This is a genomic window from Pseudomonas sp. UBA2684, assembly GCA_002354655.1.
Classification (GTDB): domain Bacteria; phylum Pseudomonadota; class Gammaproteobacteria; order Pseudomonadales; family Pseudomonadaceae; genus Aquipseudomonas.
The window spans coordinates 89,582-103,761 of sequence record DELY01000041.1; the positions used below are offsets into that span (position 1 = coordinate 89,582).

At 61.1% G+C, this 14,180-nt stretch carries 12 protein-coding genes; 5 read left to right on the top strand and 7 right to left on the bottom strand.

Going from position 1 to position 14,180, the window contains the following annotated elements:
- Window positions 1-2 precede the first annotated feature (2 nt).
- From B3M58_RS14085 to napE, 4 genes are read right to left on the bottom strand one after another with little or no spacing between them, the layout of a single operon-like run.
- On the bottom strand, window positions 3-488 hold the full coding sequence (locus B3M58_RS14085; RefSeq protein WP_296220000.1) for a nitrate reductase cytochrome c-type subunit: 486 nt from the start codon (window positions 486-488) through the stop codon (window positions 3-5).
- 11 nt (window positions 489-499) lie between these two features.
- Complete coding sequence (gene napA, locus B3M58_RS14090) at window positions 500-3,004, bottom strand: nitrate reductase catalytic subunit NapA (protein ID WP_296220001.1); 2,505 nt, start codon at window positions 3,002-3,004, stop codon at window positions 500-502.
- Window positions 3,001-3,261: a chaperone NapD gene (locus B3M58_RS14095; protein WP_296220003.1), complete on the bottom strand. Its 261-nt coding sequence runs from the start codon at window positions 3,259-3,261 to the stop codon at window positions 3,001-3,003. Before B3M58_RS14095 ends, napA begins: the two co-directional genes overlap by 4 nt.
- A gap of 33 nt (window positions 3,262-3,294) precedes the next feature.
- On the bottom strand, window positions 3,295-3,465 hold the full coding sequence (gene napE, locus B3M58_RS14100) for a periplasmic nitrate reductase, NapE protein (RefSeq protein WP_296220004.1): 171 nt from the start codon (window positions 3,463-3,465) through the stop codon (window positions 3,295-3,297).
- Between the two features lie 203 nt (window positions 3,466-3,668).
- Here napE and B3M58_RS14105 point away from each other — a divergent pair, with 203 nt between their 5' ends.
- The 4 genes from B3M58_RS14105 to B3M58_RS14120 all read left to right on the top strand — a co-directional run bounded on the left by B3M58_RS14105 (window position 3,669) and on the right by B3M58_RS14120 (window position 7,826).
- Complete coding sequence (locus tag B3M58_RS14105; RefSeq protein WP_296220006.1) at window positions 3,669-4,853, top strand: MFS transporter; 1,185 nt, start codon at window positions 3,669-3,671, stop codon at window positions 4,851-4,853.
- A gap of 113 nt (window positions 4,854-4,966) precedes the next feature.
- Complete coding sequence (locus B3M58_RS14110; RefSeq protein WP_296220008.1) at window positions 4,967-5,572, top strand: outer membrane beta-barrel protein; 606 nt, start codon at window positions 4,967-4,969, stop codon at window positions 5,570-5,572.
- A 203-nt stretch (window positions 5,573-5,775) separates the two neighbouring features.
- A complete protein-coding gene (locus tag B3M58_RS14115; protein ID WP_296220009.1) occupies window positions 5,776-6,453 on the top strand; it encodes a response regulator in 678 nt (225 codons plus the stop codon).
- On the top strand, window positions 6,450-7,826 hold the full coding sequence (locus B3M58_RS14120; protein WP_296220011.1) for an ATP-binding protein: 1,377 nt from the start codon (window positions 6,450-6,452) through the stop codon (window positions 7,824-7,826). The genes B3M58_RS14115 and B3M58_RS14120 overlap by 4 nt, the downstream gene beginning before the upstream one ends.
- A gap of 1,160 nt (window positions 7,827-8,986) precedes the next feature.
- On the opposite strand, the gene B3M58_RS14125 is transcribed toward B3M58_RS14120, so the two are convergent.
- Complete coding sequence (locus tag B3M58_RS14125; RefSeq protein WP_296220013.1) at window positions 8,987-10,144, bottom strand: hypothetical protein; 1,158 nt, start codon at window positions 10,142-10,144, stop codon at window positions 8,987-8,989.
- Between the two features lie 63 nt (window positions 10,145-10,207).
- On the bottom strand, window positions 10,208-11,206 hold the full coding sequence (locus B3M58_RS14130; protein WP_296220015.1) for an AraC family transcriptional regulator: 999 nt from the start codon (window positions 11,204-11,206) through the stop codon (window positions 10,208-10,210).
- A 520-nt stretch (window positions 11,207-11,726) separates the two neighbouring features.
- Here B3M58_RS14130 and B3M58_RS14135 point away from each other — a divergent pair.
- The gene (locus B3M58_RS14135; protein ID WP_296220017.1) at window positions 11,727-13,046 is read left to right on the top strand and encodes a dicarboxylate/amino acid:cation symporter; all 1,320 of its coding nucleotides are present in this window, start codon (window positions 11,727-11,729) and stop codon (window positions 13,044-13,046) included.
- Between the two features lie 78 nt (window positions 13,047-13,124).
- Here B3M58_RS14135 and B3M58_RS14140 read toward each other — a convergent pair whose 3' ends face one another.
- Window positions 13,125-14,087 (bottom strand): IS1595 family transposase, encoded by a 963-nt coding sequence (locus B3M58_RS14140; RefSeq protein WP_296220019.1) that lies wholly within the window; start codon window positions 14,085-14,087, stop codon window positions 13,125-13,127.
- Window positions 14,088-14,180: the final 93 nt, after the last annotated feature.

A 14,180-nucleotide genomic window follows, 5' to 3' on the forward strand; every position in this document is an offset into this window, starting at 1 on the left:
CCTTAGGGTTTCTGCGCGGCATTAGCTTCGTCCTGCAACAGCTTGTCGATGGTCTCGAAGCTGTTGCCCACCAGCGGTTGCACCTCTTTCTGCGGCACGTGGCATTGGGTGCAGAAGTAGCGCCGTGGCGACACGGCCGCCAGCGCCTGGCCGTCGCGGTCCATGTAGTGGGTGATGCTGATCATCGGCGCCTGGCTGCGCGCGCTGTTGGCGCGGCTGTGGCAGGCCAGGCATTTGTTGCCGTTCTTGTCGATCTGGTAGCCACGAATGCTGTGCGGGATGGTCGGCGGCTGCTCGGGGTAGTTGCGCTCGCGCTTGAGGTCCTTGTTCTCGTCGTTGGCGATGGGCGGGGCCGGCAGACTCTGGCTGATGGTGCCACCGGGGCGGCGGCCATCCGGTGCGGGGGCGTCCAGCGGGTAATTGACCTCGGCGGCCACGGCAATGCCGAACGCGGCCAGCAGCAGGAGAGGCAGTAGGCGAATGTTCATCGGCGTTCTCCTCAGGCCACACTGATCAGTTCGATCTTCACCGCACACTTCTTGTAGTCGGTCTGCTTGGAGATCGGGTCGGTGGCGTCCAGGGTGACCTTGTTGATCAGCTTGTTGGCGTCGAAGAACGGCACGAACACCAGGCCCTGGGGCGGTTTGTTGCGCCCGCGGGTTTCGATGCGCGCGCGCATTTCACCGCGCCGGCTGATCACTTTGACTTCGCTGCCGCGCCGCGCGTTAAGCGCCTTGGCGTCGTCCGGGTGCATATACACCAAGGCGTCGGGCACCGCCTTGTGCAGCTCTTCGACGCGCTGGGTCATGCTGCCGGTGTGCCAGTGTTCCAGTACCCGGCCGGTGCTGAGCCAGAACGGGTAGTCGCTATCCGGCGCTTCGGCGGGCGGCTCGTAGGGCAGGGCGAAGATGATCGCCTTCTTGTCCGGGTAACCGTAGAACTGCACGCCGCTGCCCTTGGCCACATAAGGGTCATGCCCCTCGCGGTAGCGCCAGCGGGTTTCCTCGCCGCCCACCACCGGCCAGCGCAGGCCGCGTTCGCTGTGGTAGCGGTCGAAGTCGGCGAGGTCATGGCCGTGGCCCCGACCGAACTGGGCGTATTCCTCGAACAGGCCTTTTTGCAGATAGAAACCGAAGGCCTTGGCTTCATCGTTGAGATGGCCAGACTCGATCTGCTCGCTGGGGAACTGATCGACCTGGCCGTTGGCGAACAGCACCTGATACAGGGTCTTGCCCTTGTGCTGCGGCGATGCGGTTAGCAGCTCGGCGGGCCAGACTTCGTCGGTGGTAAAGCGTTTGGAAAATTCCACCAGCTGCCACAGATCGGATTTGGCCTCGCCCGGTGCGCTGACCAGCTGATGCCAGAACTGTGTGCGCCGCTCGGCATTGCCGTACGCGCCTTCCTTTTCCACCCACATGGCGCTGGGCAGGATCAGGTCGGCGGCCTGGGCGGAAACCGTGGGGTAGACATCAGAAACAATCACGAAGTTGTCCGGGTTGCGCCAGCCCGGCAGCACCTCGCCCATGATGTTCGGCCCGGCCTGCATATTGTTGCTGGCTTGGGTCCAGTAGACGTTGAGTACGCCGTCCTTGAGCATGCGGCTTTGCTGCACGGCGTGAAAACCAACCTTCTCCTGAATGGTGCCGGCGGGCAGCTTCCAGATCTTTTCCGCGGTGGCGCGGTGCTTGGGATTGGTCACCACCAGATCGGCCGGCAGGCGGTGGGCGAAGGTGCCGACCTCGCGTGCGGTGCCGCAGGCCGAGGGTTGGCCAGTGAGCGAGAACGGGCTGTTGCCCGGCTCGCTGATCTTGCCGGTGAGCAGGTGGATGTTGTAGATCAGGTTGTTGGCCCACACCCCACGGGTGTGCTGGTTGAACCCCATGGTCCAGAACGACATGACCTTGCGCTTAGGGTCGGCATACAACTCGGCCAGGGCCTTGAGTCGCTCGGCCGGCACCCCGGTTTCCGTGGCGGTGCGCTCCAGGGTGTAGGGTTTGACGAAGGCGGCGAACTGCTCGAAGGACATGTCCGTCCAGGTATTGGCCGTGGCGGCATTCTTCGCCTGCTTTTCCAGCGGGTGATCGGGGCGCAGGCCGTAGCCGATATCGTCCGCGCCCTTGGCGAACTTGGTGTGCTGGCTGACGAAGCTTTTGTTCACCGCGCCGCTTTCGATGATGTGGTTGGCGATGTAGTTAAGGATCAGCAGATCGGTCTGCGGTTTGAACACCATGGGGATATCGGCCAGCTCGAAGCTGCGGTGTTCGAAGGTGGAAAGCACCGCAACCTGGGTCTGCGGATAGCTCAGACGGCGGTCGGTGACCCGGCTCCACAGAATCGGGTGCATCTCGGCCATGTTCGAGCCCCACAGCACGAACACATCGGCCGCTTCGATATCGTCATAGCAGCCCATCGGCTCATCGGCCCCGAAGGTGCGCATAAAGCCCATCACCGCCGAAGCCATGCAGTGGCGCGCGTTGGGGTCGATATTGTTGCTGCGCAGGCCGGCTTTCATCAGCTTGTTGGCGGCGTAGCCTTCCCACACCGTCCACTGCCCGGAGCCGAACATGCCGACCGACTCGGGGCCCTTGTTCTTCAGGGCTTCCTTGAACTTCAGCTCCATGATGTCGAAGGCCTGCTCCCAGCTGATCGGCTGGAATTCGCCCTGTTTGTCATACGCGCCGTTTTTCATGCGCAGCAGCGGCTGGGTCAGGCGGTCGACGCCGTACATGATCTTCGACAGGAAGTAGCCCTTGACGCAGTTCAGGCCGCGATTGACCTCGGCCTTGACGTCGCCGTGGGTGGCCACCACGCGGTTGTTCTTGGTCGCCACCATCACGCTGCAGCCGGTGCCACAGAAGCGGCAGGGTGCCTTGTTCCAGTTCAGCGCGGTGAGGTCCGCTTCGGTGACCAGGTTGCTCGCCGAGGTGGCGATCGGCAGGCCGGCTGCGGCGGCGGCAATGGCAGCGGCGTTGGCCTTGGCGAATTGACGGCGGGTCATGCTCATTCGTCGACTCCTTCGGGGCTGAGCAGTTCGTGGTAGACCAGCGCGGCGTTGAGTACGCCCGGCAGGTGGCTGATCTGGTCGATACGCTCAAGGATCTGCTGCTCGTTGGCGGTTTCCAGCACCACCACCAGCTTGCCCAGCGGGCTTTGCTGATGCAGTTCGACACCGTCAAGCAGACGCAGATTGGCTTTCACCGCCTCGAACAACTCGGGGCGGGCGTGTACCAGCAGGCTGGCGATATGCAGGGGTTCGGCCATATTCCGTGGCTCCACATCAATACTGGGCAGCGGCTATCCGCCGGGCGGCCCAGGCGGGCCGAGGAACATTTGCATGATCCAGATGAAGAAGCCGTAACCGCCGACCAGGGCGACGGACAGCAGGGGGAACAGGCAGATGACCAGGAAGAGGAACAGGCGGGTTTCCTTGCCCTTGGAAGGCTTGTCGTCAGGTGCTGCGTGCATCTCAGCCGACTCCATTGAATGTCGATTTCAGGCTAGACCCTACTTGAGGTAAGGGCATAAGCCGTTGATCTGGATCAGGACAAACGGTCATGTCGCTACACCGCTGTTGACTCCTCGCCACGCGAGCGCTCAAGCATGGGCTTTGGCGCGCGTGCTAGGCTTCAGTCGCGGCCCGCCGGGGGTCGCTTTCGTGAGTCTTTTCAATGCCTTCTTCTGCTGACAGCGCGCACCTGGCGCGCGGTACCACGGCCTATCGACGCGCTACCCTGGCGCTGTTCTGCGCCGGGTTCGCCACCTTCGCCTTGCTCTATTGCGTGCAGCCATTGCTGCCGCTGCTGGCGGCGCAGTTTGCCGTGTCGGCGGCCGGCAGCAGCCTGGCGCTGTCGTTGACCACCCTGAGCTTGGCGCTGTGCCTGCTGGTGTCCGGCGCGCTGGCGGAAAGCTGGGGGCGCAAGCCGGTGATGATTGCCGCCCTCGGCTTGGCTTCGCTGCTGGGCATTGCCTGCGCGCTGGTCGACAGCTGGGACCAACTGCTCTGGTTGCGCGCCTTGCTCGGCCTGGCCCTGAGCGGGCTGCCGGCATTGGCCATGGCCTATGTCGGCGAGGAGTTCGACCCCGAGGCCTTGCCGGCGGCGATGGGCCTGTATATCGGCGGCACCGCCCTGGGCGGTTTGCTCGGGCGCCTGCTGGCGGGGCTGCTCAGCGACCTTGGTGGCTGGCCGCTGGCGTTGGGCGGCATCGCCGGCCTGGGCCTGCTGGCGTTGGCTTTGTTCATGTGGCTGTTGCCGCCGTCGCGGCACTTTCGCGCGCAGCCGTTATCGCTGCGCGGCTTGCTCGGCAATTTCGCCATGCACCTGGGCAACCCACAGTTGCGCGGTTTGTTCTGGCTGGCATTCCTGCTGATGGGCGGCTTTGTCGCGCTGTTCAACTATGTCGGCTTCCGCTTGGTGGCGGCGCCGTTCGGCTTGTCATCGACGCTGATCGGCCTGCTCTTCAGCGTTTATCTGGTCGGCATCTTCAGCGCCGGCTGGGCCGGGCGTTTGGTGCCACGCCTGGGCGCCCGCCAGGTGATGCAGGGAGGCATCGCCATCATGCTGCTCGGCGTCGCACTGTGCGCCACGCCCTGGTTGGGCGCGGTGGTCGTGGGGCTGGGCTTGTTCACCCTGGGGTTTTTCGCCGCGCATGCGGTGGCCAGCGGTCAGGTCGGTCAGCGCGCCAGTGGCGCCAAGGCGCAGGCTTCGGCGTTGTACCTGTGCGCCTATTACCTGGGCTCCAGTGTGGTCGGCTATGTCGGTGGTTATGTCTGGGAGCACGCCGGCTGGTTGCCGTTGCTGGTTGTGTTGGCGAGTTTGTTTCTGCTGGCGGGGTGGCAGGCGCGAAAACTGTAAGCGTCAGGCTTCGTTCAGCTCGGGTTCAGGGTGTGTTCAGCGGGGGTTCAGTTGTGCGCGGGCAGTATAGGCCTCGAGTTCAGCCACACCCGATAAACCACTGAGGACACACCATGAAACTCAACCTGACCAAGCTGGCCCTGGCTACTACCCTGGCGTTCGGTGCTGCCGCGGCGCAGGCTGCCGACAACTTCGTTGGCCTCACCTGGGGGCAAACCGACAACAACATCCAGAAGTCCAGCGCGTTGAACCACAACCTGGACAATCCCAACTTCGACAAGGTGATCAACGGCACCGGCACCTGGGGCGTGCGCGCCGGCCAGGCGAGCGAGGACAGTCGCTACTACATGACCTACGAGAACGTCTCCGACACGGACAGCGGCCTCAAATTGCGCCAGCAGAACCTGCTCGGCAGCTACGACCTGTTCATGCCGCTGGGCAGCAACAACACCAAGCTGTTCGGCGGCGCTACCGCAGGCCTGATCAAGCTGGAGCAGGACAGCAAAGGCATCAAGCGCGACAGCGATATCGGTTACGCCGTCGGTTTGCAGGCCGGTATCCTTCAGGAGCTGAACAAAAATACCTCCATCGAGGCCGGCTACCGCTACCTGCGCAGCAATGCCGGTACCGAAGTCGCGCCGCATGGCGGCAGCAAAGTCGGCTCTCTGGATTTGCACAGCAGCTCGCAGGCATACCTGGGTGCCAGCTATAAGTTCTAACAGGCCGTTGAAAAACTACCTACGTTGCCGATACGGCGTTAAAAACGGCCTAAAAATGCTCATTTACACTACGTAAACTGCGCTTTTTCGGCCGTTTTTGCCTTGTCTCGGCTGCCTCGCCTACATTTTTCAACGGCCTTATAAGCACACACGTGCACCATGGCCGGGCAATTGCCCGGCCGCTTCTATGGGGAAACAGCACAATGAAATTGCTGGTCGTGGAGGACGAGGCGCTGCTGCGTCACCATCTCTATAGCCGCCTCGGCGAACAGGGCCATGTGGTGGATGCGGTGGCCAATGCCGAGGAAGCGCTGTACCGCGCCGAGGAGTACCACCATGACCTGGCGGTGATCGACCTGGGATTGCCGGGGATCAACGGCCTCGACCTGATCCGCCAGCTGCGCAGCCAGGGCAAGAGCTTCCCGATCCTGATTCTCACCGCCCGTGGCAACTGGCAGGACAAGGTCGAGGGGCTGGCCTGCGGCGCCGACGATTACGTGGTCAAACCGTTCCAGTTCGAGGAGTTGGAGGCGCGCTTGAATGCACTGCTGCGCCGCTCCAGCGGGTTTATCCAGGCGACTATCGAAGCCGGTCCGCTGCAACTCGACCTGAACCGCAAGCAGGCGCTGATGGATGGCTGCGGCATGCAGTTGACGGCCTACGAATACCGCATCCTCGAATACCTGATGCGCCATCAGCAGCAGGTGGTGGCCAAGGAACGCTTGATCGAACAGCTCTACCCGGACGACGAAGAGCGCGATCCCAATGTGATCGAAGTGCTGGTCGGCCGCCTGCGCCGCAAGCTGGATAACGGCAATGGCTTCAAACCGATCGAGACCGTACGCGGCCAGGGTTACCTGTTTACCGAGCGCTGCCGATGAGCACGCGCGCCACGCTGCGCCGCCGCGCGCGCGGTTTGTCCCTGCGCCTGCGCCTGATGCTCGGGGCCGGTGGCTTGGCGGTGTTGTTCATGCTGGCGTTGTTGCCGGCCTTGCGCGGCGCCTTCGTTATCGCCCTGGAGCAGGTCATCGAGAAGCGTCTGGCTGCCGATGCCGCGGCGTTGGTCTCCGCGGTTCGCACCGACAATGGCCGGCTGGCGCTGCCGGATAAGCTGCCGAACGAGGAGTTCGACAGCCTGGACGCCAAACTGCTGGGCTTTATCTACGACCGCGACGGCACACTGATCTGGCAGTCGCGCTCGGCCCTGGATGAACAGGTCAGCTACCTGCCGCGTTACGACGGCAGCGGCCACGAATTTCTGCGGATCGCCGATGCGCGGGGGCAGGCCTTTTTCGTCTATGACGTCGAGGTCGACCTGCTGCGCGGCAAGAGCGCCGCGTTCAGCATCGTCACCATGCAACCGACCCGCGATTACGAGGCGATGTACAACGGCTTTATGCGTCAGCTCTATCTGTGGCTGGGCGGCGCTTTGCTGGTGTTGCTCGGCCTGCTCTGGTTCGGCCTGACCTGGGGCTTTCGCAGCCTGCGCGGCCTGAGCGCCGAACTCGACGAAGTGGAGACCGGCAGCCGCGCCAGCTTGAGCGAGCACCACCCGCGCGAACTGCTACGCCTGACCGGTTCGCTGAACCGTTTGCTCGACAGCGAGCGCCAGCAACGCGAGCGCTACCGGCATTCCCTGGACGACCTGGCGCACAGCCTGAAAACGCCCCTGGCGGTGCTACAAAGCGTGGGTGAAGTGATCGCCACCCAGCCACAGAACCGCGAGCAGTCGCAGGTGCTGCAACAGCAGGTCGAGCGCATGAGCCAGCAGATCGGCTATCAATTGCAGCGCGCCAGCCTGCGCAAAAGCGGCCTGATTCGCCACAGCGTGCGCCTGGCCCCCTTGCTCGATACGCTCTGCGATGCGCTGGACAAGGTCTACCGCGATAAGCAGGTGCAGGTGCTGCGTGACTTCGCCACGGAGCAGCAACTGCCGATGGAGCAGGGCGCGCTGCTGGAACTGCTCGGCAACCTGCTGGAAAACGCCTACCGCCTGTGCCTCGGGCAGGTGCGCGTGAGCATCCGGCAGCAGGGCCGTATGCTCGAACTGTGCGTGGAAGATGACGGCCCCGGCGTACCGGCCGACCAGCGCGAACGCATCCTGCGCCGTGGCGAACGCCTGGACGCCCAGCATCCGGGGCAGGGCATCGGCACCGCGGTGGTCAAAGACATTATCGAAAGCTACGGCGGCGAACTGCTGCTGGAGGATTCGGAGCTGGGCGGCGCGAGTTTTCGTGTGCGCCTGCATGACTAAGGCATAACGCCGGCCATATGGTTCGTAGGATGGGTTGAGCGTAGCGATACCCATGCTGCCGATACGCTGGGCAGCCCTCGCTGCGTGATTGCAGTGCAAATCAAAAGCACAACGCCGGCCTTGTAGGAGGGGCTTTAGCCGCGAGCTTTTGATGTCTTATCGATGTGTCCTAGCTTCGTGGGCAAGTTCATTAACGCGGTGATTTTGAGCCTTGGTTTCGCCCCTCACGGGCGAGTCACTTTTGCCAGTCGCCGCAAAAGTAACCAAAAACGCTTGCCCCCCATCCGGCCCTGCCTGCGGCAGGGTTCGTGAACAGAATCATTGCTCCAGGGGCCCACCGGATGCGGCCCACCGCGAAGGGCCATCCCTGGCCCATCGCGGCTCTCGCGGCATCCATGCCGCTCAACCCCTTGCACAACGATTCTGTTCACCCTCCTGAAAGGGCGTTTGGCGTCGTCTATACGTTTTTCGTCGTTTAACTAAAAGCAAAGCCAAAACAAGAGCCTGTCACCCGTAGGGTGGAAAACCGCTCAATTTGATGGGTATCGCGTTGCTCAACCTGCGCGGCCCGACCCATCCTACGAACTGGCGTGCTCTGCGAAACCTGTAGGAGCGGCCTTGGCCGCGATGTTTTTGTATTCACCTCGATTCGCGGGCAAGCCCGCTCCTACACAAGCTTGGCTCTGGCCACAGCCAATTGAGTGCCAAGCATTTCACTTCTCGCTCTGACCAAGCCCATATCTCACAGGCGCGCGTCCGGGCCCCGTCAGGAGGCCGAGTGGAGGTGCTGTGTAGAGGGGCGTTTGGCATGGATGCCAAACGAGGAACGATGGGTGGGGCCGCCTAGGCCAGGAACGGCCCTTGTAAGCCGGCCCTCGGAACAGCGCCGGAGCGAGGGACGTTGAGCGAAGCGAAACCCGTATGCCGGGTGTGCTTTCTCTTTGGTTACTTTCTCTTTGCACAAGCAAAGAGAAAGTAACTCGCCGTAAGGGCGAAACCAGTAGAAGCAGGCAAAGGAGAAAATAAATTTGTCCCCGTTTATCTGTCCCCATTTATTCATGCTGATAAAAGCGGAAGGATGGGCTGGCCGCGCAGGTTGAGCGCAGCAATATCTAGGCTGATCACAATTAAGTTAATCCGAGCTTTTCATTCAGTAAGTATTAGGGTTCCTTTTTAAAGGTAACAATCTGAGCCAGTTCTCGCAGCGGTTCATCGAGCTGCATAACGCGTTCCAGATTCTGAGCCGACGCTTCGAAAGTCCATGAGTGGTGGCCATTTGAAAGATAACGTACTTGGACGGAGACACTTGGGAAATGACTCGCGATTGTTGCCACAAATTGAGAACAGTGCACTGGGCGTAGATAGCCTTCGCCGGGGGCTACATCTTCGAGGACGGCTGTGGCCTGGATGTCAGTCACCGTGAGGTCGAGCAATCTGAATCCTTGTGTCGCAAAAGACGCCGCCAGCGCCGTGGCTTCGTTGTACCGATGAGGTGCTGTTTCAGGAAGATAGGAACCAAGTTTCTCAATGTGGTTTAGATGTGTAATTGCTCGGGAGCTTTTTAATGCACCTAACCGGGAAACCAATTCCTGCGCAAGCACTATCAAATCAGATCGTGTAAAGACAACCCGCTTGGGTGGTTGTGACCTTCCGTATGTGGCGACGACCGAATTCCCTTGGACGCGGTAGGAATGATGTTGTGCGATGTTTCGCAATTGATTGACGCGGACTCCCCAAGGGTCTGGGGTGAGAAATGTGGCGTCTTTCAGCAATTTCTCCAGTTTCTCGCAGACTTGACCGAAATCTTCAGCCGCTACTGCGATGGGATCTACTATTCCGCCCGCTGAAGCGATTTGCAGGCAATAGATTTCCTTAATGTAGGGTTGAATACTGGATTCGATTAGTACGCCGAGTGTTCGAAATAACTCAAACGAAAACTCGTCAAGCGCAAGATCGTCTTTGGGAACTTCGAATACGACGAGAAGGGAATATTGTTTTTGAGCTTCTGTGATTGCAGACTCAAAGTAGCTCATGAGCTCGAAAGCTCGACGATCATCAACGGCAATCGCTTTTTCTCGGATCGCGAAGCAAGTATCCAGGATCGCTTTCCAATCCTGCTGAGAGGATAGTCGGGCAACACTTATTGCCTCACCAGCGAGTGCTGAGACTGCAAGCTCATGGAGTCGCGTCTTGTCCGTTACATACGGATTGAGCAATTGGATCACAGCCGCTTTGACTTGATTGGGACTAGCGCCCATGCCATAGAGTGCAGTGAACGGTTCAAACTTGTTCGCAGTGTTGAAGAAGCTCTTGCGCATGAGGTTTAACGCCCAGGTTTTTGAAGGACTTGTAACTGCGGATCAGCGGAAGGCAGTCACAGCCTAACCCTCCTGCGCCCGATAAGCCCCCGGCGTTAACCCCGTCCACTTCTTAAACGCTCGATGAAACGCCGAAGGCTCGGAAAACCCCAGCTGCTCGGCAATATCCTGAATCGCCAGCTCATCACGCCCCAGGTGGTAGATAGCCAGGTCACGGCGCAGATGATCCTTGAGTTCCTGAAAGCTCGACCCTTCCTCGCGCAAATGGCGGCGCAGGGTTTGTGGGCTCATATGCAGTTGTTGGGCGACGGCATCCAGATCCGGCCAGTGGCTGCAATCGCGGCCGAGTAGGCGGCGGATCTGGCTGATCAGGCTGTCGCCGCCGTCCGGGCGGGCCAGAAGGTCGGCGGGGGAGTGTTCGAGAAATTGCTTGAGCGTGCGCTCGTCCTGCAACAGCGGCATGGCCAGGTAGCGGGCGTGGAATAACAGGCTGGTGCTGTCGGCGACGTAGCGTCGCGGGCAAGGGAACAACAGCTCGTACTCGCCGCTGTGGGCCGGTTCCGCGTAGGTGAAGGTGGCTTCCTCCAGGCGGATGCGCTGGCCGATCAGCCAGCTGCCGAGGCGGTGCCAGATCACCAGCAGGCTTTCCACCAGGAAGTGATCCGGGTCCCACAGCGTGCGGTCGTCCACGGTCAGCCGTACCCAGTCGCCTTCGCGTTCCAGGCGGATGCTCGGCGCCTCGGCGAACAGGCTGTAGAACAGTGCGCCACGGCCCAGGGCTTTTTCCAGGGTGCGGCAGTGGATGATCGCGTAACACATCATGGCGAAGGTGCCGCGCTTGCTGCGCGTGCGGCCAAAGCCCATGTATTCGTCGTCCAGCGCTTCCCAGAGCAGTTGCAGCAGGCGGGTGAATTGCTCCGGGGCGATGCGCGCGCGTGGCTCGTCGAGCAGCGCCGGCTGGATGCTCAGTTGGCGCAGCAGTGGCGTGCAGTCGTGGCCATGGCGCTCGGCGCCGCGCAGGGCGGCCCGGACGAAGTGGCTGGCAATGGTGCGTTCGCGCATGGAGCGGGCTCGTCAGGAAGGCCGCTCGATGGTAGCCAGCTCAAGGCCTGCACAACAAGCTAACCCTTTGGATTGTCCGTGCCGGGGTGTGTGCCGGTGCGGCCCATGGCCGCGAAAAGCCCAGGGCGTCAGCATGGGCTGAGCGGCGCGCAGGCCAATCTGGCGGCGCCCGCGCCGTTGGGCTTGGTCGCTGGTCTTCTCAAGCCAATCTATGCGGCTACCCGGCACAGGTGTGTCCCGGCGGGTTGGTTGGTCGGGGGATTTCCGCCACCGGGTCGCGCTCAGACGTGCGGTAATCCGCCAGATCGGCTGTTGTCTGGGGCGTGTGATTTTTATCTATCACTATGTTTTAAAAGGATTTTATTTGTTTTTAAGAGAGTGGCATGGGCCTTGCGATAAGCCAGTTGAAGGTGCGCCAGACGCGCCTAGAACAAATCCCTCCAGGTAGGAGGGTTAGCGCTTATTAAAGGTCTGCGGGGTATCGATGGATGCTACCGCGCGGCACCGCTAAGGATCTGCCATGACGACGACTGACGCACCCCGTCAACCGTTCTACAAACTGCTGTATGTCCAGGTGTTGGTCGCCATCACCATCGGCATCCTGCTTGGTCATTTTTACCCGGACACCGGCGTCGCCCTCAAGCCGCTCGGCGATGGCTTCGTCAAGCTGATCAAGATGGTCATCGCGCCGATCATTTTCTGTACCGTGGTCAGCGGTATCGCCGGCATGCAGGACATGAAGACTGTCGGCAAGACTGGCGGTTATGCACTGCTGTACTTCGAGATCGTCTCGACCGTGGCCCTGGTGATCGGCCTGGTGGTGGTCAACCTGGTGCAGCCGGGCGTTGGCATGCACATCGATCCCGCCACCCTGGACGCCAGCAGCATTGCCGCCTACGCCTCGGCCGGCGCGCAGCAGAGCACCATCGGCTTCCTGCTCAATGTGATTCCCAACACCGTGGTCGGCGCCTTCGCCAATGGCGACATCCTCCAGGTGCTGTTCTTCTCGGTGATCTTCGCCTTCGCCTTGCAGCGCATGGGTGACTATGGCCGCCCGGTGCTGGAATTTATCGAGCGTATCGCTCAGGTGATGTTCGGCATCATCAATATGATCATGAAGCTCGCGCCCATCGGTGCCTTCGGCGCCATGGCCTTCACCATCGGCCAGTACGGCGTCGGCTCGCTGGTGCAACTCGGCCAGCTGATGATCTGCTTCTACATCACCTGCGTGTTTTTCGTGCTGGTGGTGCTTGGCGGTATCGCCCGCGCTCACGGCTTCAGCATCCTCAAGTTCATCAAGTACATCCGTGAAGAGCTGATGATCGTGCTCGGCACCTCGTCGTCCGAGACCGTGCTGCCGCGCATGCTGACCAAGATGGAGAAGCTCGGTGCGAAGAAGTCGGTGGTCGGCCTGGTGATCCCGACGGGTTACTCGTTCAACCTCGACGGCACCTCGATCTACCTGACCATGGCCGCGGTGTTTATCGCCCAGGCTACCGACACGCCGATGGACATCGGTCACCAGATCACCCTGTTGCTGGTGTTGCTGGTGGCGTCCAAGGGCGCGGCCGGGGTGACCGGTAGCGGCTTTATCGTGCTGGCGGCGACCCTGTCGGCGGTTGGTCATCTGCCGGTGGCTGGTCTGGCGCTGATTCTCGGCATCGACCGCTTTATGTCCGAAGCCCGCGCGCTGACCAACCTGATCGGCAACGGCGTGGCCACCATCGTGGTCGCCAAGTGGTGCAAGGAACTCGACGAAGACACCTTGCAGCGCGAGCTGGCGTCCGGTGGCAAGGTTGAGCCGGTGGTGCTCGGCCAGGCTAGCCGCGAGTCAGTCTGACCGAATAGACCTAAGGCTTTTCTCTTCCCAACGCGGAAGAGGTTCCTCAAGCCCGCCTTTTGGCGGGCTTTTTTATGGCTATGTCCCAATAGCGTGTTGCATGGTGCGCCCAACGGCCTCTTGGATACAGTGAGCTGGCTGGATACGCTGCTGGTAGCGCTCAAGCATGCGGCGCCAGCCCAGGTAGTTCGGGAGGTAGCGGGTGGCAACACCGTGAAAACGAGTCATCCAACTCTTCAAGCGGCTGTGGTAGGCATTAACGTTCTGAATGTGGAAAGCACCCTGTAGTACCCGTTCGCCAGGACGCGAGTGGACGACATGGTGAGTAATGCCCTGGGTGCGGGCAAAGTTGGCGTAGACCGCAGCGCCATCACTGCAAAGCACAGCTTCTTGGTCGATCAGCGGTAGTAAGGCTGCTCGCACATGCTCTGCATCCAGCTTCTCCAGCTTGAAGTCTGCGGTATGCCCCTCACGATCACGCACTACCATGACCGGAATCTGATCCTTGCCCGTGCCGCGCGTTTTGCTCACACCGCCCCTTTTGCGTGGCGCTCGCGGCAGCTTGCGCTGACCTTTGAAGGACTCCAGAAAGAACGTTTCATCGACCTCAACGATCCCGGCTTCATGGGGCGCATGATGCTGGGCTGCGCAGGCCAGGAAACGATGCCGCCAGAGAAAGGCTGTGTTCTTGCTGATGCCGCATCGCTTGGCGGCCTTGCGCACGCTCAGACCGTCAATCAGCGCTTGGGCGTAGTCCTGCCAGCGTTCGGGATAGTGCAAGCGAGCAAGACCACTGCTCGACACCGCTGAGCACGTGCGTCGACAAGACCGGCAACGATAACGGCGTAAGCCACGTGACCACCCCCAAGGTGCAAGGTACTTCGCCTGCGCTTGGCAATGTGGACAGCTTTGAAGTGCTGGCAAGTTATCAAGAACCTCTGTTGCTGGTGGTTCCTGCAAAGCCCGGTGAAGTGCGGATTTCTGCTTGCTGCTGAGCTGGCTTACTTGAGTCAGCCAGCGTTGAAAGGCTTGAGTATCCATGGTGGGCAGACCTCACGAGCGGATGCCTGCCTTAAAGCGTAGTCCTTGCAACACGGTCTTGGGACAGAGCCTTTTTTATGGCTCTGTACCCGT

Excerpts from the sequence above, each read along its gene's own strand:
- B3M58_RS14085 (WP_296220000.1), bottom strand. The coding sequence starts at position 488 with ATGAACATTCGCCTACTGCCTCTCCTGCTGCTGGCCGCGTTCGGCATT.
- napA (WP_296220001.1), bottom strand. The coding sequence starts at position 3,004 with ATGAGCATGACCCGCCGTCAATTCGCCAAGGCCAACGCCGCTGCCATT.
- B3M58_RS14095 (WP_296220003.1), bottom strand. The coding sequence starts at position 3,261 with ATGGCCGAACCCCTGCATATCGCCAGCCTGCTGGTACACGCCCGCCCC.
- napE (WP_296220004.1), bottom strand. The coding sequence starts at position 3,465 with ATGCACGCAGCACCTGACGACAAGCCTTCCAAGGGCAAGGAAACCCGC.
- B3M58_RS14105 (WP_296220006.1), top strand. The coding sequence starts at position 3,669 with ATGCCTTCTTCTGCTGACAGCGCGCACCTGGCGCGCGGTACCACGGCC.
- B3M58_RS14110 (WP_296220008.1), top strand. The coding sequence starts at position 4,967 with ATGAAACTCAACCTGACCAAGCTGGCCCTGGCTACTACCCTGGCGTTC.
- B3M58_RS14115 (WP_296220009.1), top strand. The coding sequence starts at position 5,776 with ATGAAATTGCTGGTCGTGGAGGACGAGGCGCTGCTGCGTCACCATCTC.
- B3M58_RS14120 (WP_296220011.1), top strand. The coding sequence starts at position 6,450 with ATGAGCACGCGCGCCACGCTGCGCCGCCGCGCGCGCGGTTTGTCCCTG.
- B3M58_RS14125 (WP_296220013.1), bottom strand. The coding sequence starts at position 10,144 with ATGCGCAAGAGCTTCTTCAACACTGCGAACAAGTTTGAACCGTTCACT.
- B3M58_RS14130 (WP_296220015.1), bottom strand. The coding sequence starts at position 11,206 with ATGCGCGAACGCACCATTGCCAGCCACTTCGTCCGGGCCGCCCTGCGC.
- B3M58_RS14135 (WP_296220017.1), top strand. The coding sequence starts at position 11,727 with ATGACGACGACTGACGCACCCCGTCAACCGTTCTACAAACTGCTGTAT.
- B3M58_RS14140 (WP_296220019.1), bottom strand. The coding sequence starts at position 14,087 with ATGGATACTCAAGCCTTTCAACGCTGGCTGACTCAAGTAAGCCAGCTC.